Origin of the sequence: Azohydromonas lata (assembly GCF_034427735.1) — a bacterium.
Classification (GTDB): domain Bacteria; phylum Pseudomonadota; class Gammaproteobacteria; order Burkholderiales; family Burkholderiaceae_C; genus Azohydromonas; species Azohydromonas lata.
The window spans coordinates 19,821-41,835 of the sequence record NZ_JAXOJX010000056.1 but is presented as its reverse complement, the minus strand read 5'-3'; the positions used below and the strand labels follow the sequence as shown (position 1 = coordinate 41,835).

Sequence of the window (22,015 nt, the reverse complement as noted above, 5' to 3'; positions counted from 1 at the left end):
GAGCTATCGGGGAACAGAGACAAAGATTCTAGCAAGGATTTCAGACTTGGCAAGCGTTTTAATCACTTTTTTTGTCTGACGGCTCTTTGCGGGCCGCGTGGACTCTTGTGGATGGTTGAGTCCGCAAGAACCGAGGGCGGGAGTGTACCCGACGCTCCTGGGCATCGGGCACACGGCGCGCCTTACATGTTCTCGATCATCACCTGGCCGAAGCCGGAGCACGACACCTGCATGGCGCCTTCCATCAGGCGCGCGAAGTCATACGTGACCTTCTTGGACTGAATGGACTTCTCCATGGAGCTGATGATGAGGTCGGCCGCCTCGGTCCAGCCCATGTGGCGCAGCATCATCTCGGCGGAGAGGATTTCGGAACCGGGGTTCACGTAGTCCTTGCCGGCGTACTTGGGTGCCGTGCCGTGCGTGGCTTCGAAGCAGGCCACGGAGTCGGAGAGGTTGGCGCCCGGGGCGATGCCGATGCCGCCGACCTGCGCGGCCAGCGCGTCGGAGATGTAGTCGCCGTTGAGGTTGAGCGTGGCAATCACGCTGTACTCGGCCGGGCGCAGCAGGATCTGCTGCAGGAAGGCGTCGGCGATGGAGTCCTTGATGGTGATGTCGCGGCCCGTCTTGGGGCTCTTGAACTTGCACCACGGGCCGCCGTCGATTTCCACGGCGCCGAACTCGCGCTTGGCCAGCGCGTAGGCCCAGTCACGGAAGCCGCCTTCCGTGAACTTCATGATGTTGCCCTTGTGGACGATGGTCACGCTGGGCTTGTCGTTGTCGATAGCGTACTGGATGGCCTTGCGTACCAGGCGCTCCGTGCCCTCGATGGACACGGGCTTGACGCCGATGCCGGAGGTCTCGGGGAAGCGGATCTTCTTGACGCCCAACTCGTCGATCAGGAACTTGATGAGCTTCTGAGCCTTGTCGCTCTTGGCCTCGTATTCGATGCCGGCATAGATGTCCTCCGAGTTCTCGCGGAAGATCACCATGTTGGTCTTCTCAGGCTCCTTGAGCGGGCTGGGCACGCCCTTGAAATACTGCACGGGACGCAGGCAGACGTAGAGGTCCAGCTCCTGGCGCAGCGCCACGTTGAGCGAGCGGATGCCGCCGCCCACCGGCGTGGTCAGCGGGCCCTTGATGGAGACCACGTACTCGCGCAGCACGTCCAGCGTCTCGGCAGGCAGCCACACGTCGGGGCCGTACACCTTGGTCGACTTCTCGCCGGCGTAGACCTCCATCCAGTGAATCTTGCGCTCGCCGCCGTAGGCCTTCTGCACCGCGGCGTCCACCACTTTCAGCATCACGGGGGTGATGTCCAGCCCGGTGCCGTCACCCTCGATGTAAGGAACGATGGGGTTGTTCGGGACGTTGAGCGAGAAGTCCGCGTTCACGGTGATCTTCTGGCCGCCCTCGGGCACCTTGATGTGCTGGTACATGAAAACTCGCTCCTGTGTGGGGGTTATGGAAGCAGACCGCCATTCTATTCACGGCGGTTTCAAGTCCTGTGTCTTACATAAGACCAGGCGACACAGCCAACTTAGTCACAAAGCATCGCAGTGCAGCTTGACGCGAACTTGACGCCCTTCCTAGGGACTGTCCCCAGGTGACGACGCCCCCCGGCGCGTCAGCTCACGCACCAGGCGGCGATACGCATCCACAGCCCGTGGCCCAGCGCCCAAGCGGATGCGCACGCCAGCCCCAAACCGGCCAGGCGCACCGCCCAACCACCTGAGGCCAGCCAGCGCGAGCCCGGTGCGCCCAGGCGCCACCACAGCGCCGGCCCAAGCCACAGGCCCAGCGAGGAGCCCACTGCGAAGGCCGCCATGATGGACGCCCCGGAAGCCGCATGCTGTCCAAGCGCAGCCACCACCAGCGCCGACTGCAGCAGCCCACAGGGCCAAGCCACCCAGGCCGTGCCGGCCAGGCCGGCCTTGACCGGACCCAGCATGGGCTGCCAGCCGCCGGAGGACGTGCCGCCCTGCCCGGCTGCCACCGCGGGCGCCAGCCGCGTGCCGCGGCCCAAGTTCTCCAGCCACTGCGGTTGCCGCCCCTTGATCAGCAGCCACAGGCCCAGGCCCAGTGCGGCCACGTGCACCAGCGTCCACAGCGGACGCAGCGCCGGCGTGAGCTGTGAAAACCGTGCCAGCAGCGTGACGCTACCCGCCGCCACCGCACCCGCGGCCGCGTAGCCCAGCAAACGGCCCAGGTGAAAACCCAGCAGCGCCTGCTGCGGCCGCGCACCACCACAGCGGCCGGCCAGCGCGGTACAGGCCGCGCCGCACATGGCCACGCAGTGGGGCGATCCGGCCAGGCCCATCAACAGGGCGCTCAAGACGAGGGCTGCATCCATGACCGGAGAAAAAAACAGGCGCGGGTACTGCGGGGAGCTCGAAGCGAAGCCTTAAATGATCCGGGAAAAGCGCTCGCGCGTCTTATCGGCACGCAAATGCCGGTCGAACACCATGGCCACGCCGCGGACGAAGTACCAGCCGCGCGGCGTCACCTGGATGGCGTCGGACTCCAGCTCTGCCAGGCCCATCTCCACCAGCGGCTTGAGCGACTCCAGCTCCGCGGCGAAGTACTCGCGCATGTTCACCAGGTGCGCCAGCTCGATGGACTCGAACTCCACGCGGCCCTGGCACATCAGCGCCATGATGACCGCCCGGCGCACGAGGTCATCGCGCGTGAGCGCCAGGCCACGGACGATGGGGAAATGCCCCTGGCGCACGGCGTCGTAATACTCCGGCAGCGTCTTGGCGTTCTGGCTGTACGTGGCGCCCATGCGGCCAATAGAGGACACGCCCAGGCCTATGAGGTCACAGTCCGGCTGCGTGCTGTAGCCCTGGAAGTTGCGGTGCAGCCGTCCCTGGCGCTTGGCCGCAGCCAGGGTGTCGCCGGGCAGCGCGAAGTGGTCCATGCCGATGTAGGTGTAGCCAAAACCCAGGAAGCCCTGGATGGCGCCACCGAGCATCTGCACGCGGTCGCCCGGCGGCGGCAGTTGCTCGGGGTCTATGCGGCGCTGCGGCTTGAAGCGCTGGGGCAGGTGCGCGTAGGCATACAGCGCGATGCGGTCCGGCCGCAGCTCGCCCACCAGCTCCACCGTGCGGGCGAAGGACGCGGGCGTTTGCTTGGGCAGTCCGTAGATCAGGTCCACGTTCAGCGACTCGAAGCCCAGTGCGCGGGCGCTGACCACCAGCTCGTGCACGCTCTCGAAAGACTGCACCCGGTGCACGGCCTTCTGCACCTCGGGATCGAAGTCCTGCACGCCGAAGCTCAGGCGGTTGAAGCCCATGCGGGCCAGGTTCTGCAGCCGCTCGGTGGTGACCGTGCGCGGATCCACCTCGATGGAGATCTCCGCACCCGGCGCAATGCGGAAGGCCGAACGCATGGCCGCCATCAGGCGCTCGATCTCGGCGTCGGACAGGAAGGTCGGCGAGCCGCCGCCGAAATGCAGCTGCGACACCGACTGGCCCTTGCCCAGCACCGCCACGTGCAGGCCGATCTCGGCTTCCAGAGCCTGGATGTACTCCTCGGCCCGCTCGTGATGCTTGGTAATGACCTTGTTGCAGGCGCAGTAGTAGCAGACCGACTCGCAGAACGGGATATGGACGTAAAGGGACAGCGGGGGCGTGCCGCCCACCGTGGCGCCTTGTGCGCGTTGCTCCAGGGCCTGTGCGTACTCCACCGGTCCAAACGCCTCGACGAAGCGGTCCGCGGTTGGATAGGAGGTGTAGCGAGGCCCCGGCACGTCCAGTCGCTGGAGCAAGCTTTCGGTCAGGATGGGCCCGGGGGCGGATGTATCGCGTAGCATGGCGACACTTTGCCAAACCCGGGACACAAGAGCTTGATGTGCCTCAAGTCGGCAAGTTGAGGCGCCGCCAAGAATGGCGCCAGTGATTGAGGCATATCATGTTGAAGACCGCTGACTCTCCTGAAGAAACCTGCGCCCAGGCGGCCGGATGTGCCGCCACGGCATCGCGATGCAACATGAACAGCACTCTGCCGCCCATTCGCTCTGAACCTTTCAAGGTCGCCTGCTCCAGTTGCAACCTGCGTGAGCTGTGCCTGCCGGTGGGCCTGTCGCGCACGGACCTGGAGCAGCTGGACACCATGGTGGCCACGCGGCGCTCGGTGGTGCGCGGTGACACGCTGTTCCGCGCCGGCGACGTCTTCCAGTCGCTCTACGCGGTGCGCACGGGCTTCTTCAAAACCTGCGTCTCGGCTGAGGATGGCCGCGATCAGGTCACGGGCTTCCAAATGGCCGGCGAGTTGCTGGGCCTGGATGGCATCGGCAGCGACCGCCACACGGTGGACGCCGTGGCGCTGGAAGATTCCCAGGTCTGCGTCATCCACTACGGCCAGCTCGAAGAGCTCTCGCGCGAGTTCTCTGACCTGCAGCGCCAGCTTCACAAGATCATGAGCCGTGAAATAGTTCGCGATCATGGCGTCATGCTGCTGTTGGGCAGCATGCGCGCCGAAGAGCGCCTGGCGGCCTTTCTGCTGAACCTCACGCAGCGCCTTCAGGCACGCGGTTTCTCAGCCTCCTCGCTCATCCTGCGCATGACGCGCGAGGAAATCGGCAGCTACCTGGGCCTGAAGCTGGAAACGGTGAGCCGCACCTTCTCCAAGTTCCAGGAAGAAGGCCTGCTCGAAGTGAAGCAGCGCCAGATTCGCATCGTGAACCAGGACGGCCTGCAAAAGCTGGTCAACGGCGCCGCCTGCTGACGGCCCGCCCTACGGCTTCAAATAAAAATGGCGCCCGCGGGCGCCATTTTTGTTGCCGTCTTCGGCCGTGGAAACGGTCTTTCAGTGGCCATGGACGCCGTGCATGTGGCCGGCGTCGATCGCGTTGGGCGGGGTACCCAGCCAGTGGCCCAGGGCGCCGGCCGCGGCGATCACGGCCCAGAACAGGAAGAAGGCCAGCGAGTACACGCCGGTAGGCGTGAGCTCGGCCGGTATGGCACCGGCACCGAGCAGGTCGTGCGGATCCACCAGCGCGAACACCAGCATCTCCAGCACCGCGGCCATCAGGAACGAAGGCCAGGCCACCAGCATCACCGCTTGGGCACGAGGGGTTGTCGTCATGTCGATCACCTCCTGGCGGCCATTCTTGCGCGCGGCCGCCCTGCCCCGTCCTAGCGTTGACCCGGAGCTAGCGTTGAGCCGAAGAGGCTCCGACTGCGGCGGCTTCGGCAGCTGCCTTGTTGCGCGCCTCTATGGCGGGGCGCATGTCGCCTGAGGAATCTTCCGCGGGCTGCTGCGACTGCGGCGCCGCGCCGGAGCCTATGACCACGTCCGCTCCACGGATGGCGATGACGGCGGTGACGAGGGCCGCCACCACCACGGCCAACGGGCCACCCACCACCAGCCACATCATGCGCACGCGCCACCACGGCACGCGCTGGCCATTGCCGGCCTGTTTGTCGGTCTTGCGGTCCATCAGGGAATACTGCCTCGGTTCACGGGCACCGCGCCGGCCGGAGGGCCGACACGGCACGACGAACGTGGAAATGAAAACAGAGGGAGCACGGCGCGGGCCCGAGCCGTCAAGCCGCCCCAGGCCCATGCCGCCGCCCCCAAAAGACATCGCGCGCCAGAGCCGAAACCGGCTTGGCGCGCGCTTTTTCCTTTGGTTTGGCGGGGTGGCCGCTTATGCGGACATGAGCCCCCCGCCAAACACCGCTGGCGATTACTGCGCCGGCGTGGCGGCGCCGCCCTTGTTGGACAGGCTCCACACATAGGCAGCCAGCACGTGGATCTGCTCGGGGTTCAGGCGCGAAGCATGGGCCGGCATGACGTTGGTCTTGCCGTTGTTGACCATGTTCATGATCGCCTGCTCGCCCCAGCCGTGCAGCCAGACCTTGTCGGTCAGGTTGGGAGCGCCCATGGCCTGGTTGCCCTTGCCGTCGGCGCCGTGGCAGGCCGCGCACACGGTGGTGAACTTCTCCTTGCCCAGTTGGGCGTAGACCGCGTTATGCGGGCTGCCGGAGAGGCTCAGCACGTAGTTGGCAACGTTGCGCACGTTCTCGCCACCGCCGATGGCTTCGGCCATCGGGGGCATCATGCCCTGGCGGCCACCGGTGATGGTCTGCTTGATGGTGTCGTGCGAGCCGCCATACAGCCAGTCGGTGTCGGTCAGGTTGGGGAAGCCCTTGCCGCCGCGGGCATCCGAGCCGTGGCAACCGGCGCAGGTGTTGACGAACAGGCGCTCGCCGATGCCCATGGCCGCCGGGTCCTGAGCAAGCTGCTCGGCCGTCATGGTCACGTACTTGGCGTAGACCGGCGCCATGGCGGCGCGGGCCTTCTCCTGCTCGGCCTCGTACTGGCCACGGCTGGACCAGTTGAAGGCGCCCTGGCTGGAACCCAGGCCCGGATACAGGGCCAGGTACACCGCGGCGAAGATCACCGTGATGATGAACAGCCACAGCCACCAGCGCGGCAGCGGGTTGTTCAGTTCGCGCAGGTCCTCGTCCCAGATATGGCCGGTCGTGTTGTCGGCAGCCATGGGCTTGGTTTTGCTGGCCACCATCAGGACGAACAGGCAGAACGCCAGGCCGCCCACCACAATGGCGATCACGTACCAGGACCAGCCACTGTTGAAGAAATCACTCATTACTTACTCCCTTGGAAGCGGGCCGCGGCCGCAGCGACGGGCTCGTCATCCTCATCAATGAAGGGCAGTTGTGCCGCCGCGTCATGTTGGGAAAGCTGACGCTTGCTCCAGGTCCACAGCGCGAGGCCGATGAACAGCACGAAGCTGAACAAGGTCACGACGCTGCGCAGGACGTTGATGTCGAAGTCCATCGCTTTGGCTCCGGGGTCTGGTTTACTTCAGCGCGGTGCCCAGCACCTGGAGGTAGGACACGACCGCATCGAGCTCGGTCTTGCCCTTGACCTCGTCGGCCGCCTTGGCGATCTCGTCGTCGCTGTAGGGCACGCCCACCTTGCGAAGCGCCGACATCTTGGGTGCCAGGTCCGCCGGGTTGAGCGCGGCCTTTTCCAGCCACGGGTAAGCCGGCATGTTGGACTCCGGCACCACGTCACGCGGGTTGTTCAGGTGAATGCGGTGCCAGTCGTCGCTGTACTTGCCGCCCACGCGGTGCAGGTCAGGACCGGTGCGCTTGGAGCCCCACTGGAAGGGATGGTCGTAAACGAACTCGCCGGCCGTGGAGTAGTGGCCGTAGCGCAGCGTCTCGGCGCGGAAGGGACGCACCATCTGCGAGTGGCAGTTGTAGCAGCCTTCGCGGATGTAGACGTCCCGGCCTGCGAGCTGCAGCGCCGTGTACGGCTTGAGGTTTTCCACCGGCTTGGTCGTGCTGTGCTGGAAGAACAGCGGAACGATCTCAACCAGGCCGCCGAAGGCGACCGTGATCAGGATCAGCACGATCATCAGGAAGTTGCTGGTCTCAATCTTCTCGTGACCAGTCGGATTTGCGTGTGCCATGTCGGTCTTTCCTCAATCCAATCAGGCGTGGGCAGCCGCAACCATGGGCACCGGCGTCTCGACGACCTTGCCGCTGCGCACGGTCATGATCGTGTTCCACAGCATGATCACCATGCCGCTCAGGTACAGCAGGCCGCCGACCATACGGATGATGTAGAACGGGTACGTGGCCTTCACGCTTTCGACGAAGCTGTAGACCAGCGTGCCGTCGGGGTTCACGGCGCGCCACATCAGGCCCTGCATCACGCCGGCAATCCACATGGCGGCGATGTAGAGCACGATGCCGATGGTGGCCACCCAGAAGTGCAGCTCGATGGCGCGGGTGCTGTACATCGTCTTGCGGCCGAACATGCGCGGGATCAGGAAGTACAGCGAGCCGATCGAGATCATGCCCACCCAGCCCAGGGCGCCGGAGTGCACGTGGCCCACGGTCCAGTCGGTGAAGTGCGACAGGGCGTTGACGGTCTTGATGGACATCATCGGACCTTCGAAGGTCGACATGCCGTAGAACGACAGCGCAACGATCAGGAACTTCAGGATCGCGTCGTCGCGCAGCTTATGCCAGGCGCCCGACAGGGTCATGATGCCGTTGATCATGCCGCCCCAGCTCGGAGCCAGCAGCACCAGCGAGAAGATCATGCCCACGCTCTGCGTCCAGTCCGGCAGAGCCGTGTAGTGCAGGTGGTGGGGGCCCGCCCACATGTACGTGAAGATCAGGGCCCAGAAGTGCACGATCGACAGGCGATACGAGTACACCGGGCGCTCGGCCTGCTTGGGGATGTAGTAATACATCATGCCCAGGAAGCCCGCGGTCAGGAAGAAGCCCACCGCGTTATGGCCGTACCACCACTGCACCATGGCGTCCTGAACACCGGCGTAGGCCGAGTAGCTCTTGAACAGGCTCACGGGGATGGCGGCGCTGTTGACGATGTGCAGCAGGGCCACGGCGATGATGAAGGCGCCGAAGAACCAGTTGGCCACGTAGATGTGGCGCACCTTGCGGGTGCCGACCGTGCCGAAGAACACGATCGCGTAGGAAACCCAGGTGACGGCGATCAGGATGTCGATGGGCCACTCCAGCTCGGCGTATTCCTTGCCGGAGGTGTAGCCCAGGGGCAGCGTCACGGCCGCCGCGACGATGATCAGTTGCCAGGCCCAGAACGTGAACATGGCCAGGCCAGGCGCGAACAGGCGCGTCTGGCAGGTACGCTGCACCACGTGGTAGGACGTGGCAAACAGCGCGCAGCCGCCGAAGGCGAAGATGACCGCATTGGTGTGCAGCGGACGCAAACGTCCGTAGCTCAACCAGGGAATGCCGAATGTAAGATCAGGGAAAGCAAGCTGGGTGGCGACGAAAACGCCCACCAACATGCCCACCACACCCCAAAGCACCGCCGCCACTGCGAACATTCGCACGGGGGCGTCGCTGTAAACCGGTCTTCCCGGTTGCGCCGCTTGAGCCATCACTGGCCTCCTTCTTAGTGAGAATCCACCCGGGGCGCATTGTTCGGCGCCGAGCTTTCGCCAAGCTTGATTACCGTCAACGCTTCCCCATCCGTGTTCAGAATGCGCTCGCCTTCTCGTTCGAGATCGTCGAACTGCCCGCCGTGCAGGGCCCAGCCGAAGACGCCGATGATGATCAACACCAGCAGCGCCGACAGCGGAATGAGCAGGTACAGGATTTCCATCGTTCCTCAGCGCGCCAGGCGCAGCGAGTTGCCCACCACGAGCAGTGAGCTCGCTGCCATGCCCAGGCCGGCAGCCCACGGCGGGAGCCAGCCGGCCAGCGCCAGCGGAATGCAGGCCAGGTTGTAGAGCGCGGCCCAGGCAATATTTTGCCGCACCACACTCATGGCCTTGGCGGCAATACTGCGCGCATCGGCCAATGCTTGAAGCCTTTGTGAGGGCAGGATGGCATCGGCGTGCGCCCGCGCCACCAGCGCGCCCTCGCCCATCGCGAAAGACACGTCGGCCTGCGCCAGCACCGGCGCGTCGTTGACGCCGTCACCCACCATGGCCACCACTTCGCCACGCGCCTGCGCTTCGCGCACGGCCTGCAGCTTGGCCTCCGGCGTGGCGCCGGCGGCGGCCACGGGCAGGCTCAGGCGCTGAGCCACGCGCTGCACACGCGAGGGCGCGTCGCCCGACAGCAGCGCCGGCTCCATGCCGGCCGCACGCAGCGCGGCCATGGCGGCGGCGGCATCCTCGCGCAGCCGCTCTTCAAAACAGAAGGTCAGCAGCACCTGCCCGCGCGGGCCAAAGGCGGCCTGCAGCGCGTCGCTGCCGTCCTCCACGGGCGCATCAGCCACCCAGGAGGCACGGCCCAAGCGCCACTCCACGCCCTGGGCGTCCAGCGCGCTCAGGCCCTGGCCTGGTTGCTCACGCACCTGCGTCCAGCCGTCTGCAGAGGGCACCATGGCCGCATCCGCCCCGCCCTGCTCCACGGCCTGGACGAGCGCCCGCGACAGCGGGTGCGTGGACCAGCGCGCCATCGCCGCAGCGCGCGGCCGCAGCGCCGCAGCTTCGTGCGCGCTCAACGATTTGGCGTGAACGATTTCACGCAGCGCGAGGCTGTCCTCGGTCAGCGTGCCGGTCTTGTCTATGAAGAGATGGCGCACGCGCGCCAGTGCTTCCAGCGCATCCAGCCGCTGCAGCAGCACGCCGCGGCGGGCCAGGCCGCCGGCGGCGGCCACCATCACCGAGGGCGCCGCCAGCGACAGCGCGCAGGGACAGGTGACGATGAGCACCGACACCGCCACCCACACCGCGCGCGACGGATCGATGAAACTCCACGCCAGCGAGGCGCCCGCGGCCAGCGCGAGCACCACCCACAGGAAAGGCCGCGCCCAACGGTCGGCCGCGCGCGCCAGCGCGGGCCGCTCGGTGAGCGCCTGCTGCATCAAGGCCACGATGTGCTCGTAGCGCGTGTCCGCGCCCACGCGGTGCACGCGCATGCGCACCGGGGCGCCCACGTTGACCGAGCCGCCCACCAGCGCGTCGCCCGCGCCGCGCGGCACAGGGCGCGACTCGCCGCTGAGCAGCGACTCGTCGGCCTGGGTCCGGCCCTCCACCAGTTCGCCGTCGGCCGGAAAGCTCTCGCCCAGCGCCACCTGCACCAGGTCGCCCGGGCGCAGCGCGTACACGCTCACGGTTTCCAGGCTGCCGTCCTCGCGCACGCGGCTGGCGCTTTGCGGCATGCGCGCCAGCGCTTCTTCCAGCGTGGCGGCCACGCGGTGGCGCGCGCGCATTTCCAGGTAGCGCCCGGCCAGCAGGAAGCTCACGAACATGGACAGCGAGTCGAAATAGACCTCGTGGCCGAAGATGCCGCCCGGGTCGAAGGTCGCGCCGCTGCTGGCGATGAAGGTCACCAGCACGCCCAGCGCCACGGGGACGTCCATGCCTATGCGGCGGGTGCGAAGGCTGCGCCAGGCGCCCTTGAGAAACGGCGCGGCCGACCACCACACCAACGGAATGCTCAGCACCCACGAGCCCCAGTTGAGGAGCTGGCGCAGGTCCGGCGCCATCTCGCCAGGGCGGGCGACGTAGATGGGCGTGGCCATCATCATCACCTGCATCATGCAAAACCAGGCCACGAAGAGCCGCCAGATGGCCTGCCGGTTCTCCGTCACGCGCAGCGCCCGCGCGGGCTCCGCGGCGTCGGGCACGGCGTCATAACCGGCGCGGCGAATGGCCTGCACCATGTCGGCCACGCGCACGCGCTGCGGATCCCACTCGATGCGCGCCCGCTCGGCCGAGGCACTCACGCGGGCCGACTCGACGCCCGGCACCGCGGCCAGCGCCTGCTCGATGGTGTCGGCACAGGCGGCACACCACATGCCGGAGAGGCGCAGCACCGATTCGCCCATGCGCCGCCCCTGGCGGTCCACGCGCCAGCGCGTGAAGCGCTGCTGCTCTTGCGGATCGTCCAGTACGGCGAGGTCGTGCTGTTCGGCGGTGCTGGGGGCGAAGGTGGCGGTGGAAGCGTTCATCGGCGACAGGCGCGCGCCGGCCACAGGCCCGACGACGCCGGATAATCTAGGGTTCATCCCCTGGTGACGGCATGATCAAGATCAAGACACGCGCATCCCTTACGGGGCTGTTGGCCCTGGTGATCACCACCTCGCCTGCCATCGCGCAGCAAGGCCAGCCCCAGCAGCTCGAAACCATCACGCTCAACGCGGGCATGCACAACATCCGCGCCGAAGTGGCGCTCAGCCCGGAGCAGCGCGCCACCGGCCTGATGTACAGGCGCGAGATGGCGGCTCACGAAGGCATGCTGTTCGTGTTCGAGCAGCCGGCGCCGCAGTGCTTCTGGATGAAGAACACGCTGCTGCCGCTGTCCATCGCCTTCCTGGCCGATGACGGGACGGTGGTGAACATCGCCGACATGAAGCCGCAGACGCTGGACTCCCACTGCTCGGACAAGCCGGTGCGCTATGCGCTGGAGATGAACCAGGGCTGGTTTGCCAAGCGAGGCATCCAGGCCGGCGCGAAGCTTAAAGGCCCCGTCTTCAATTCGGTGCGCTGAAAGACAAAGGCCGATCGCGAGATCGGCCTTTTGACACTGATCAAGCCGTCATGCGGCACCCGCCCCGGAGCGCCGCCGGGCTTTGAGCCGCTCTTAGGCGGCGAAGTTGCCTTCCGCGAACTCCCAGTTCACCAGCTTGTCGAGGAAGGTCTCGACGAACTTGGGACGCAGGTTGCGGTAGTCGATGTAGTAGGCGTGTTCCCACACGTCCACGGTCAGCAGCGGCTTGTCGCCGGTGGTCAGCGGGGTGCCGGCGGCGCCCATGTTGACGATGTCCACGCTGCCGTCGGCCTTCTTCACCAGCCAGGTCCAGCCCGAGCCGAAGTTGCCCACGGCGCTCTTGACGAAGGCTTCGCGGAAGGCGGCGTAGGAGCCGAACTTGGCGGTGATGGCCTGGGCCAGCGCGCCGCTGGGCTCGCCGCCGCCATTGGGCTTCATGCAGCTCCAGAAGAAGGTGTGGTTCCAGATCTGCGCGGCGTTGTTGTAGATGCCGCCGGAGGACTTCTTGATGATGTCCTCGAGGGCCATGCTCTCGAACTCAGTGCCCTTCTGGAGGTTGTTCAGGTTCACGACATAGGCGTTGTGGTGCTTGTCGTGGTGGTACTCCAGCGTTTCGCGGCTGTAGTGGGGGGCGAGGTCGTCGTAGCCGTAGGGCAGCGGGGGCAGCACGTGTTCCATCTTTTCTCCTGTGTTCATTGATGCACGTCAAAAGACGCGCAGAGGGCAAAGCCGGGGTGATTGTAGGAGTGCACGAAGGCCCTCGCCGGGTGTGCAAGGGCCTTGGGCTTTGAAGGCCTTTCAGCGCTCCCCGTCGAGTTTCACCTGTTGAACCTGGGCCAGGGCTCGGCCGTCGCTCCACACGGCCTGCACCTGCTGTCCAGGCACCAGGCCGCGCGCGCAGACGATGGGGCTGCCCGCCTCGTCCGTGACCCAGGCGTAGCCGCGCGAGAGCACGCGGTGCGGGTCCAGCGCCGACAGCCGCGCTTCCACGCCTTGCAGCTCCAAGCCCAGGCGCTGGCGGCGCACGCTCTGGGCCCGCTGCAGCCGTTGCGCCAAAGCCTGCAACCGCACGGCGGCGCGCTCGCGCTGCACGCCCTGCGCGCGCTCCAGGCGCGCGGCCAGCCGCTGCGGTGCCTCGGCCGCGCGCTGCAGCGCGTGGCGCAGCGCGTGGCGGGCGCGTTCCTCCAGCCGGTCGAGCTGCTGCGCGTGGCGGGCCAGCACGGCGCCGGGGCGGGCGAGCTGCAGCGCGCGCTGGTCCAGGTCCTGGGCCTGGCGCTCCAGTTGGCGCTGCACCTGGCGGCGCATGCGCCGCGCCAGCGCCGCAAGCTGCTCCACGCACTCGGCCTGCGATGGCGCCACCAGCTCCGCCGCGGCGGTGGGCGTGGGTGCGCGCAGGTCGGCGGCGAAGTCGGCCAGGCTCACGTCGGTCTCGTGGCCCACGCCGCACACCAGCGGGATGTCGCTGGCCGCCACCGCGTGCACCACGCGCTCGTCGTTGAAGGCCCACAGGTCTTCCAGCGAGCCGCCGCCGCGGCAGAGGATGAGCACGTCCACCTCGGCGCGCTCGTTGGCCTGCTGCAGCGCGGCCACCAGCGCCGCCGGCGCCTCGGCGCCCTGCACGGGGCTGGGATAGATCACCACCTCCACCTGCGGCGCGCGCCGCGCCAGTGTGGTGAGCACGTCGCGCAGCGCCGCCGCGGCCAGCGACGTGACCACGCCCACGCGACGCGGAAAGCGCGGCAGCGGCCGCTTGCGCTCGGCGTCGAACAGCCCCTGTGCCTGCAACCGCTCCTTCAGGCGCAGGAACTGCTCATAGAGCGAGCCTGAGCCCACGAGCTGCATGCCCTCCACCACGAACTGCAGCTCGCCGCGCGGCTCGTACACCGCCACGCGCCCGCGCAGCTCCACCTGCAGCCCGTCGCGCGGATTGAAGTCCACCAGCGACGCGGCGCGGCGGAACATGGCGCAGCGCAGCGCGGCGGCCTGGCCCTCGGCGTCCTTGAGCGTGAAGTAGCAGTGGCCGCTGGCCGCGCGGGTGAAGCCGGAGAGCTCGCCGCGCACGGTGCACGCACCAAAGCGCGCCGCCAGCGCGTCGCCCATGGCCAGCAGCAGGCCGGCCACGCCCCAGACCTGGCGCGCCATCGTGCTCGGCTCGGCCATGCGGTTCTCCTGAAAAAAACAGTGCTTAAAAAAGATGCAGCCCAGCGCCCGCGCCCGGCTGACAAGCAGTTCCGAACGCTGTCCCTGCGCAAATCACAAACTTGTCCACAGCAACGGTGGACAGGTGGGGGTGCACGGACCTGCACGCGCCAAGCGCGCGGGGGCCCTTGGGCATAATTGACGGTTTGTCCGGGCCAGCGTTTGCAGCGTCTTTGAAGTCCCGGTTCCTAGTCATACACGTTCCGGGGACGCCTTGTTTTCGATCATACAAGCCGCCGGCTGGCCCATCTGGCCGCTGCTGCTGTGCTCGGTGCTGGCCTTGGCGCTGATCATCGAGCGGCTCTTGAGCCTGCGCAGCGCGCGCATCGTGCCGCCCAAGCTGCTCGACGAAGTCTTGGCCCTCGTGCGCGGCGGCCTGCCCGCGCCGGACGTGGCCGAGAAGCTCGAACAGCATTCCGTGTTGGGCCAGGTGCTGGCGGCGGGGCTGCGCAGCGCGCAGCGGGAGCCGCGCATCAGCGAGGAGCGGCTGCGCCAGTCGCTGGAGAGCGCCGGGCGCGCAGCCGTGCACGGGCTGGAGCGCTATCTGAGCGCGCTGGGCAGCATCGCCTCGGCCGCGCCGCTGCTGGGCCTTTTCGGCACCGTGGTGGGCATGATCGAGATCTTCGGCTCGCAGACGCCCGGCGGCGGCAACCCGCAGGCGCTGGCGCACGGCATTTCGGTGGCGCTCTACAACACGGCCTTCGGCCTCGTGATCGCCATTCCCACGCTGCTGTTCTACCGCCATTTCCGCGCCCGCGTGGACGACTACGCCCTGTCGCTGGAACTGGCCGCCGAGCAGCTCATGCCGCTGCTGCTGCGCCACACGGCACGCCCCGCTTGACGGCAGCCACAGCGAGCCCAGCGCCATGAATTTCCGCAAGCCGCGCCGCGACGAGCCGGAGATCAACCTGATCCCCTTCATCGACGTGCTGCTGGTGGTGCTCATCTTCCTGATGCTGTCCACCACCTACAGCCGCTACACGGCGCTGGACGTGACGCTGCCCACCGCCAGCACCAAGCCCGTGGATCAAAAGCCCCAGGAGATCGTGGTGGCCGTGGCCGCCGACGGCCGTTACGCCATCAACAACCGCGCCGTCGAGGGCCGCAGCGTGGAAGTGCTCGCGGCCGAGCTGCGCGCCAGCGCCCAGGGGCTGCAGCAGCCGCTGCTCATCGTCAGCGCCGACGCCACCGCCGCGCACCAGTCCGTGGTCAACGTGCTGGACGCCGCGCGCCGCGTGGGCCTGTCGCGGCTGACCTTTGCCGCGCAGTCCGGTGGCCAGCACTGAGGCTGCGGCCTCGCGCGGCGCGGGCTCGCGCCTGGCCGGCTGGCTGCAGCGCCAGTGGTGGCAAGCGGCGCCCTCCATCGTGGCGCGGCTGCTGTGGCCGCTGTCCGCCCTCTACGAAGCCCTGGCCGAGCGCCAGCGGCGCAAGACCGCGCCTGAAGCCACCGGCTTGCCCGTGGTCGTGGTGGGCAACCTCATCGTCGGCGGCGCCGGCAAGACGCCCACCGTCATCGCGCTGGTGCAGGCGCTGCGCGCGCTGGGCTGGACGCCGGGCGTGATCTCGCGCGGCCATGGCCGCCAGGGCGAGGCCGTGGCGCAAGTCCACCGCGACAGCGCCGCGCGCGACGTGGGCGACGAGCCGCTGCTCATACACCTGCGCAGCGCCGCCCCCGTGGTGGTGGGCCGCGACCGCATCGCCGCCGCGCGCGCGCTGCGCCAGGCCCACCCCGAAGTGAACCTGCTGCTGGCCGATGACGGCCTGCAGCACTGGCGGCTGGCGCGCGACGCGCAGGTCATCGTCTTCGACGATCGTGGCGCCGGCAACGGGTTCACCTTGCCCGCCGGCCCGCTGCGCCAGCGGCTGCCGCACGCCGTGCCGCCGCGCAGCCTGGTGCTCTACAACGCCGCCGCGCCCAGCACGCCGCTGGCGGGCTGGTGCGCGCAGCGCCGCCTGGCCGGCGCGGTGGAGCTGGCCGACTGGTGGGCCGGCCGGCCGTGCAGCCTGGCCGCGCTGCAGGCCCTGAAAGGCAAGCCGCTGTTGGCCGCAGCCGGCATAGGCGCGCCGCAGCGCTTCTTCGACATGCTGCAGGCTCAGGGACTGAGCTTCACGCCCTGCCCCGTGCCGGACCACCACGACTACGCCACGCTGCCCTGGCCCGCCGGCACGGCCGACGTGGTGCTGACGGAGAAGGACGCCATCAAGCTTGCTCCCGCCCGCTGCGCCGGGACGCGCATCTGGGTCGTGGCGCTAGACTTCGCCCTCCCCGACGCCTTCGTGGCCGCGCTGGCCCGGCTGCTTCCCGCTTCTTCCTTGTGAACCATGAGCCTTGACCACCGACTGATTGAACTGCTGGTATGCCCGGTGTGCAAAGGCCCGCTGGAGCTGCTGCGCGACACGCAACTGCAGCCGCGCGAGCTGCTGTGCCCGGCCGACCGGCTGGCCTTCCCCGTACGCGACGGCCTGCCCGTGATGCTGGAAAGCGAAGCCCGCGCCGTGGACGCGCCGGCCGCGCCGCTGGCGCCGGCCGCCGGCGACGCCGCCGCGGTATGAGCCTGGTACCGGCCAGCGCGGCCGCCACGGCCGGCGCCTTCACCGTGCTCATCCCCGCGCGGCTGGCCTCGACGCGGCTGGCCGACAAGCCGCTGGCCGACATTGCGGGCCTGCCCATGGTCGTGCGCGTGGCGCAGCGTGCCGCGCAATCGGCCGCGCAGCGCGTGGTGGTGGCGGCGGACGACGAGCGCATCGTGCAGGCCTGCGCCGCGCATGGCGTTGAGGCCGTGCTCACCGACAAGGGCCACGCCAACGGCAGCGACCGCCTGGCCCAGGCCTGCACGCTGCTGGGCCTGGACGGCGAGGACATCGTGGTCAACGTGCAGGGCGACGAGCCGCTGATCGACCCCGCGCTCATCGACGCCTGCGCCGAGCTGCTGGTGCAGCGCGAAGACTGCGTGATGGGCACCGCCGCCCACACCATCGAGAGCGAGGCCGACTGGCGCAACCCCAACGTGGTGAAGGTGGTGCTGGACGCCGCCGGCCGCGCCCTCTACTTCACCCGCGCCAACGTGCCCTTCTGGCGCGACGCCGTGCCGCCTGACGCGCTGCCCAGCCCCGCGCCGCTGCGCCACATCGGCCTGTACGCCTACCGCGCGGGCTTTCTGCGCCGCTACCCGACGCTGGAGCCCTCGCCGCTGGAGCGCATCGAGTCGCTGGAGCAGTTGCGCGTGCTGTGGCATGGCGAGCGCATCGCCGTGCACGTCGCGGCGCAGGCGCCCGGCCCCGGTGTGGACACGCCCGCGGACCTGGAGCGCGTGCGCGCGCTGCTCGCGCAAACCTGACGCAAGGGGCTCATGGCATGAGCCCATCAAGCTGACTTCACGCTGACACCCGCGCCGAGAGTGGGCCGATAACGTGAGGAGGATCACGCGGCACGGGGGGTTTTCCAGCCCTGCCGCCTTGCTTCGCGTCAGCTTGGTGCAAAGGCACGCGTGTTATTCTCATTCGAGACAATACCGGCCGCCCTGGCCGGTCGAAAGCCCTTCCCAGGGGCGCATTCCATCATTCAAGGAACCCAATGAGACTGATTCTTCTGGGCGCACCGGGCGCCGGCAAAGGGACGCAAGCCGCCTTCATCTGCCAGAAGTATGGAATCCCGCAGATTTCCACTGGCGACATGCTGCGCGCGGCCGTCAAGGCTGGCACCCCGCTGGGCCTGGAAGCCAAGAAGGTCATGGACGCGGGCGGCCTGGTGAGCGACGACATCATCATCGGCCTGGTGAAGGACCGCATCGCGCAGCCGGACTGCGCGCAAGGCTTCCTGTTCGATGGTTTCCCCCGCACCATTCCGCAGGCCCAGGCCATGCGTGAAGCCGGCGTGAAGCTGGATGTCGTGCTCGAAATCGACGTGCCCGACGAGAACATCATCGAGCGCATGGCTGGCCGCCGCGTGCACGTGGCGTCGGGCCGTACCTACCACGTCAAGTTCAACCCGCCCAAGACCGCAGGCGTGGACGACGAGACCGGCGAAGCCCTGATCCAGCGCGACGACGACAAGGAAGAGACCGTGCGCAAGCGCCTGGAGGTCTACCAGAGCCAGACCCGCCCGCTGGTGGACTACTACGCCACTTGGGCCGCCACCGGCGACGCCGTGGCCCCGCGCTACGCCCGCATCAGCGGCCTGGGCACGGTGGACGAGATCACCGCCCGCGCCATGGAAGCCCTGGGCGCCTGAGGCTCCCCCGCTCCTGCAAAACAGCCGCCTGCGGGCGGCTTTTTTGCGCCCCTGGCCGGCCAAGCTCCCCGCTCTTACCCCAGAGCAAGGAAAGTGATGTGGGCCTCCTACAAGCTTGCGATTGATTTAGCCCGCCGGCACCACCAGCCGCGGCACCGCCGCCAGCAGGCTCCTGGTGTACTCGTGCCGCGGCTCATGCAACACCTGCTCGGCACTGCCCAGCTCCACGATGCGCCCGCCCTGCATCACCGCCACCTCGTGCGCCAGGTAGCCCACCACGCCGATGTTGTGCGTGATGAAAAGATAGGCCAGCCCCAGGCGCTGCTGCAGCTCGCGCAGCAGGTTCAGGATCTGTGCCTGCACCGACACGTCCAGCGCCGACGTGGGCTCGTCGCACACCAGTAGCCGCGGCTGCACCGCCAGCGCCCGCGCGATGGCAATGCGCTGCCGCTGCCCGCCCGAGAACTCGTGCGGCCAGCGCTGCAGCGCGTCCGCGGGCAGGCCGACCTGACGCGCCAGCGCCTCCACGCGCGCGCGGCGCTCGCCGGCCGGGAGTTGCGGCAGCAACGCCTGTAAACCCTCCTCCAGCAGCTCAGCCACGCGCAGGCGCGGGTTGAGCGAGCCGAACGGGTCCTGGAACACGATCTGGGCCTGCGCCCGCGCTTCGCGCAGCGCATCGCCCTCAAGGCGGAACAAGTCCACGCCCTGCAGCAGCGCCTGTCCCGTCACCCGCGCCTGGCGGCGCAGCAACTGCACGATGGCTTTGCCGGTGGTCGTCTTGCCGCTGCCGCTTTCGCCCACGAGCCCCAGCGTGCGGCCGGCACGCAGGGTGAAGCTCACGCCTTGCACGGCGTCCACGTGGCCCACCACGCGGCGCAACAGGCCCTTGCGGATGGGAAAGCCCACGGACAGGTTGGAGACTTCCAGTAGCGGCGCGCCGTCGGCCTTGGGTGCGCCATCGGCCGTGGCGGATGCCGGCGCCGTGGCCTGCAGCGCCTGGGCCGTTTCGCGTGGCGTGGGCGGCACGGCGCCAGGGGCATAGAGGACGCAGCGCACTTCCCGGCCCGCGCCCGGCCGGAACAGCGGCACGGGCTCGCCGCACGCCGGCATGGCGTGCGGGCAGCGCTGCTTGAAGCGGCAGCCGCCCAAGCGCTCCGACAGGCCCGGCACGCTGCCGGCGATGGCGGCAAGCGGCTCGTCGCGCCGCTGCGCGTCCGGCAGCGCGCGCAGCAGCGCCTGCGCATAGGGGTGGGCCGGTGCGCGGAAGAAGTCTCCCGCCGGTGCCAGCTCCACCATCTGGCCCGCGTACATCAGCGCCACTTGGTCGGCGAAGCCGGAGACCAGCGCCAGGTCGTGCGTGATCAGCAACAGGCCCAAGCGCTGCTCGCGCTGCAGCTCGCGCAGCAGCGCCATCACCTGGGCCTGCACGGTCACGTCCAGCGCCGTGGTGGGCTCGTCGGCCAGCAGGTAGTCCGGCTCGGTGGACAGCACCATGGCGATCATCACGCGCTGCTTCTGCCCGCCGCTGAGCGTGAACGGGTAGCTCTCGAACGCGCGCTCCGGCAGCCCAACGCGCTGCAGCCACTGGCGCGCCCGCTCGCGCGCCTCGCGGCCGCGCAGGGGCAGGTGGCGCTCAATGGCCTCGACGACCTGGTCGCCCACCGTCATCACCGGGTCCAGGCTGGTGGCGGGCTCCTGGAAGATCATCCCGATGCGCTTGCCGCGCAGCGCCCGCATGCCGGACTCGGGCAGCGCCAGCACGTCTTCGCCTTCCAGCAGCACCTGCCCGCCGGTGATGCGCCCGGCCTCCGGCAGCAGCCGCATCAGCGCCAGCGCCGTGATGCTCTTGCCGCAGCCGCTCTCGCCCACCAGCGCCACGGTGCGGCCCTGCTGCAAAGAAACGGAGAGCGCATCCACCACGGCCAGGCTGCCGGCGTCGGTGTCGATGTGGACGTCGAGGTCGCGGGCCTGGAGGTGGCGGGCGGCGGCGGGTTGATGTTGGAGCGATTGGCTCATGAGTAGTGCGTGATATTGGCCACGAGCCGATACGGCATGCCTACTACTTCGTCATTCCCGCGCAGGCGGGGATGACGAAGTAGAAGGCGTGGCGTGCCAGCTCACGGGCAGGGCCCCACGGCTTGCGTCATGCGGTACGTCACGCTGCGCGTCATGCAATGCGTCATGACAGCCATGCTCACCCCCGTTGCACCCGCAACGCCCGCGCCCGCGGATCGAACGCGTCGCGCACCCCGTCCGCCAGCAGATTCGCCGACAGCACCAGCGCCAGCATGAAGAAGAAGGCGGACGTGAAGCTCCACCACACCAGCGGGTCGCGGCTCATCTCGCTGCGGGCCAGGTTGATCATGCCGCCGAAGCTGTTGAGCGACGGGTCCACGCCCACGCCCACGTAGCTCAGCACCGCCTCGTACAGCACCAGCGAGGAGAAATCCAGCACCGTCGTGATCAGCACCAGGTGCAGCGTGTTGGGCAGGATGTGGCGCAGCATGATGCGCCCGGCCGGCAGGCCGAAGGCCGTGGCCGCCTGCACGTACTCCATCTCGCGCAGCTTCAAGGTCTCCGCCCGCAGCAGCCGGCACAGCGTGGCCCAGCCCGTGAGGCCCAGGATGATGCACAGCAGGAACAGTCGCACGTCGCTGCGCTCGGCGCCCGTGGTGAACAGCTCCGGGTGCTGGTCCATGAACACCTGCACCATCAGCACGCAAGCCGCGATCAGCAGCACGTTGGGCACGGCCGACAGCACCGTGTAGAGGTACTGGATGAGCGCATCGGCCCAGCCGCGCAAGTAGCCCGCCACGATGCCCAACACCAGCGCCAGCGGCAGCGTGGCGATGGTGGCGAGGCTGCCGATGACGAAGGCCGTGCGCACGCTCTTGAGCGCCTGCACCAGCACGTCGTTGCCCGTGCGGTCCGTGCCCAGCACGTGGTAGTGGCCCATAAGCGCGATCACCGGCCCGGCCAGCAGGCACAGCGCCGTGGCGCACAGCAGCGCCGCACGCAGCGGCACGCGGGTGCGGTCGCGCACCACGTCCTTGAGCGCCCAGCGCCAGGGAATGCCCCGGCGGCGCGAGCGCCACCGCGCCGCCAGCGCGAACAGCCCCGCGGCCACGACCAGCCCCCCCGCGGCACCCAGCAGCGCCCGCGCCGCGATGTCGCCCGCGCGCTGCGCGTCCGGGTCCGTCAGGTGCGCGCCACCGTGCAACAGCCGCGGGAAGGTGCGCACCACGTCGCCGCCCTGCTCCACGCTCTGGCGGTTGAAAGCCACTGCCGCCAGCGGCGCCGAGTAGCTGGACTCGCGCATGGCGATGGGCCGCGCCAGCAGCACATCCAGCAGGCTCTCCGTGCGCGTGGCGTAGAAAATTTCACCCGCAGCGGCCGGCGGCAGCGCCCGGCGGAAGTGGATGCTGTCCAGCATCGCCACCAGCGCGAAGGCGGCAAAGACGATGAGCGCGCACAGCGCCGGCGCGTCGTTGAGCATGCGCCGCCACGGCGCGCGCAGCGGCGGCACGCGGCGCAGCCGCCAGCCGTAAAAGGCCAGCGCCACCACCAGCGCCCACAGCACCACGTCGGTCCACAGCAAGACAAAGCGCGGCAT

Annotated in this window: 23 protein-coding genes; 8 read left to right on the top strand and 15 right to left on the bottom strand. The window is 68.5% G+C overall.

Annotated features, from left to right (window positions below):
- Nucleotides 1-182: 182 nt before the first annotated feature.
- From icd to hemN, 3 genes are all read right to left on the bottom strand, one after another.
- Nucleotides 183-1,436 (bottom strand): NADP-dependent isocitrate dehydrogenase, encoded by a 1,254-nt coding sequence (gene icd, locus SM757_RS26025; RefSeq protein ID WP_066339622.1) that lies wholly within the window; start codon nt 1,434-1,436, stop codon nt 183-185.
- Between the two features lie 188 nt (nt 1,437-1,624).
- On the bottom strand, nt 1,625-2,332 hold the full coding sequence (locus SM757_RS26020) for a sulfite exporter TauE/SafE family protein (protein WP_307189682.1): 708 nt from the start codon (nt 2,330-2,332) through the stop codon (nt 1,625-1,627).
- Nucleotides 2,333-2,401: 69 nt separating this feature from the next.
- Nucleotides 2,402-3,811: an oxygen-independent coproporphyrinogen III oxidase gene (hemN, locus tag SM757_RS26015; protein WP_066339628.1), complete on the bottom strand. Its 1,410-nt coding sequence runs from the start codon at nt 3,809-3,811 to the stop codon at nt 2,402-2,404.
- Nucleotides 3,812-3,987: 176 nt separating this feature from the next.
- Here hemN and fnr point away from each other — a divergent pair, with 176 nt between their 5' ends.
- The gene (gene fnr, locus SM757_RS26010; protein WP_066339630.1) at nt 3,988-4,725 is read left to right on the top strand and encodes a fumarate/nitrate reduction transcriptional regulator Fnr; all 738 of its coding nucleotides are present in this window, start codon (nt 3,988-3,990) and stop codon (nt 4,723-4,725) included.
- A gap of 81 nt (nt 4,726-4,806) precedes the next feature.
- Here the strand turns inward: fnr and SM757_RS26005 are convergent, their stop codons facing one another.
- The 8 genes from SM757_RS26005 to SM757_RS25970 form a co-directional block, all read right to left on the bottom strand.
- On the bottom strand, nt 4,807-5,085 hold the full coding sequence (locus tag SM757_RS26005; RefSeq protein WP_322467619.1) for a hypothetical protein: 279 nt from the start codon (nt 5,083-5,085) through the stop codon (nt 4,807-4,809).
- Between the two features lie 67 nt (nt 5,086-5,152).
- Nucleotides 5,153-5,440, bottom strand: a complete 288-nt coding sequence (locus SM757_RS26000; RefSeq protein WP_157119120.1) for a hypothetical protein — start codon at nt 5,438-5,440, stop codon at nt 5,153-5,155.
- 249 nt (nt 5,441-5,689) lie between these two features.
- On the bottom strand, nt 5,690-6,613 hold the full coding sequence (ccoP, locus tag SM757_RS25995) for a cytochrome-c oxidase, cbb3-type subunit III (RefSeq protein WP_066339633.1): 924 nt from the start codon (nt 6,611-6,613) through the stop codon (nt 5,690-5,692).
- Entirely contained in the window at nt 6,613-6,804 is a 192-nt protein-coding gene (locus SM757_RS25990; RefSeq protein ID WP_066339636.1) for a cbb3-type cytochrome oxidase subunit 3, read from the bottom strand. The genes ccoP and SM757_RS25990 overlap by 1 nt, the downstream gene beginning before the upstream one ends.
- A gap of 22 nt (nt 6,805-6,826) precedes the next feature.
- On the bottom strand, nt 6,827-7,444 hold the full coding sequence (gene ccoO, locus SM757_RS25985) for a cytochrome-c oxidase, cbb3-type subunit II (RefSeq protein WP_066339643.1): 618 nt from the start codon (nt 7,442-7,444) through the stop codon (nt 6,827-6,829).
- A 21-nt stretch (nt 7,445-7,465) separates the two neighbouring features.
- Nucleotides 7,466-8,908: a cytochrome-c oxidase, cbb3-type subunit I gene (ccoN, locus tag SM757_RS25980; protein ID WP_066339645.1), complete on the bottom strand. Its 1,443-nt coding sequence runs from the start codon at nt 8,906-8,908 to the stop codon at nt 7,466-7,468.
- A gap of 14 nt (nt 8,909-8,922) precedes the next feature.
- On the bottom strand, nt 8,923-9,132 hold the full coding sequence (gene ccoS, locus SM757_RS25975; RefSeq protein ID WP_066339647.1) for a cbb3-type cytochrome oxidase assembly protein CcoS: 210 nt from the start codon (nt 9,130-9,132) through the stop codon (nt 8,923-8,925).
- A gap of 6 nt (nt 9,133-9,138) precedes the next feature.
- On the bottom strand, nt 9,139-11,433 hold the full coding sequence (locus SM757_RS25970) for a heavy metal translocating P-type ATPase (RefSeq protein WP_322467618.1): 2,295 nt from the start codon (nt 11,431-11,433) through the stop codon (nt 9,139-9,141).
- Between the two features lie 71 nt (nt 11,434-11,504).
- On the opposite strand from SM757_RS25970, the gene SM757_RS25965 reads away from it, so the two are divergent.
- Complete coding sequence (locus SM757_RS25965) at nt 11,505-11,972, top strand: DUF192 domain-containing protein (protein ID WP_322467617.1); 468 nt, start codon at nt 11,505-11,507, stop codon at nt 11,970-11,972.
- A 93-nt stretch (nt 11,973-12,065) separates the two neighbouring features.
- Here SM757_RS25965 and SM757_RS25960 read toward each other — a convergent pair whose 3' ends face one another.
- Both SM757_RS25960 and xseA read right to left on the bottom strand, forming a co-directional pair.
- The gene (locus SM757_RS25960) at nt 12,066-12,650 is read right to left on the bottom strand and encodes a superoxide dismutase (RefSeq protein WP_066339654.1); all 585 of its coding nucleotides are present in this window, start codon (nt 12,648-12,650) and stop codon (nt 12,066-12,068) included.
- Nucleotides 12,651-12,770: 120 nt separating this feature from the next.
- Nucleotides 12,771-14,132 (bottom strand): exodeoxyribonuclease VII large subunit, encoded by a 1,362-nt coding sequence (gene xseA / locus SM757_RS25955; RefSeq protein WP_322467616.1) that lies wholly within the window; start codon nt 14,130-14,132, stop codon nt 12,771-12,773.
- Nucleotides 14,133-14,385: 253 nt separating this feature from the next.
- On the opposite strand from xseA, the gene SM757_RS25950 reads away from it, so the two are divergent.
- From SM757_RS25950 to adk, 6 genes are all read left to right on the top strand, one after another.
- Entirely contained in the window at nt 14,386-15,012 is a 627-nt protein-coding gene (locus tag SM757_RS25950) for a MotA/TolQ/ExbB proton channel family protein (protein WP_322467615.1), read from the top strand.
- A gap of 25 nt (nt 15,013-15,037) precedes the next feature.
- Nucleotides 15,038-15,457: an ExbD/TolR family protein gene (locus SM757_RS25945; RefSeq protein WP_066339661.1), complete on the top strand. Its 420-nt coding sequence runs from the start codon at nt 15,038-15,040 to the stop codon at nt 15,455-15,457.
- A complete protein-coding gene (gene lpxK, locus SM757_RS25940; protein ID WP_322467614.1) occupies nt 15,444-16,490 on the top strand; it encodes a tetraacyldisaccharide 4'-kinase in 1,047 nt (348 codons plus the stop codon). The genes SM757_RS25945 and lpxK overlap by 14 nt, the downstream gene beginning before the upstream one ends.
- 3 nt (nt 16,491-16,493) lie before the next feature.
- Complete coding sequence (locus SM757_RS25935; RefSeq protein ID WP_322467613.1) at nt 16,494-16,724, top strand: Trm112 family protein; 231 nt, start codon at nt 16,494-16,496, stop codon at nt 16,722-16,724.
- A complete protein-coding gene (gene kdsB, locus SM757_RS25930) occupies nt 16,721-17,509 on the top strand; it encodes a 3-deoxy-manno-octulosonate cytidylyltransferase (protein WP_322467612.1) in 789 nt (262 codons plus the stop codon). The genes SM757_RS25935 and kdsB overlap by 4 nt, the downstream gene beginning before the upstream one ends.
- Before the next feature lie 236 nt (nt 17,510-17,745).
- Nucleotides 17,746-18,402: an adenylate kinase gene (gene adk, locus SM757_RS25925; RefSeq protein ID WP_066339673.1), complete on the top strand. Its 657-nt coding sequence runs from the start codon at nt 17,746-17,748 to the stop codon at nt 18,400-18,402.
- Between the two features lie 126 nt (nt 18,403-18,528).
- Here the strand turns inward: adk and SM757_RS25920 are convergent, their stop codons facing one another.
- Nucleotides 18,529-20,418: an ABC transporter ATP-binding protein gene (locus SM757_RS25920; RefSeq protein WP_322467611.1), complete on the bottom strand. Its 1,890-nt coding sequence runs from the start codon at nt 20,416-20,418 to the stop codon at nt 18,529-18,531.
- 178 nt (nt 20,419-20,596) lie between these two features.
- Nucleotides 20,597-22,015: an ABC transporter permease gene (locus tag SM757_RS25915; RefSeq protein WP_322467610.1), complete on the bottom strand. Its 1,419-nt coding sequence runs from the start codon at nt 22,013-22,015 to the stop codon at nt 20,597-20,599.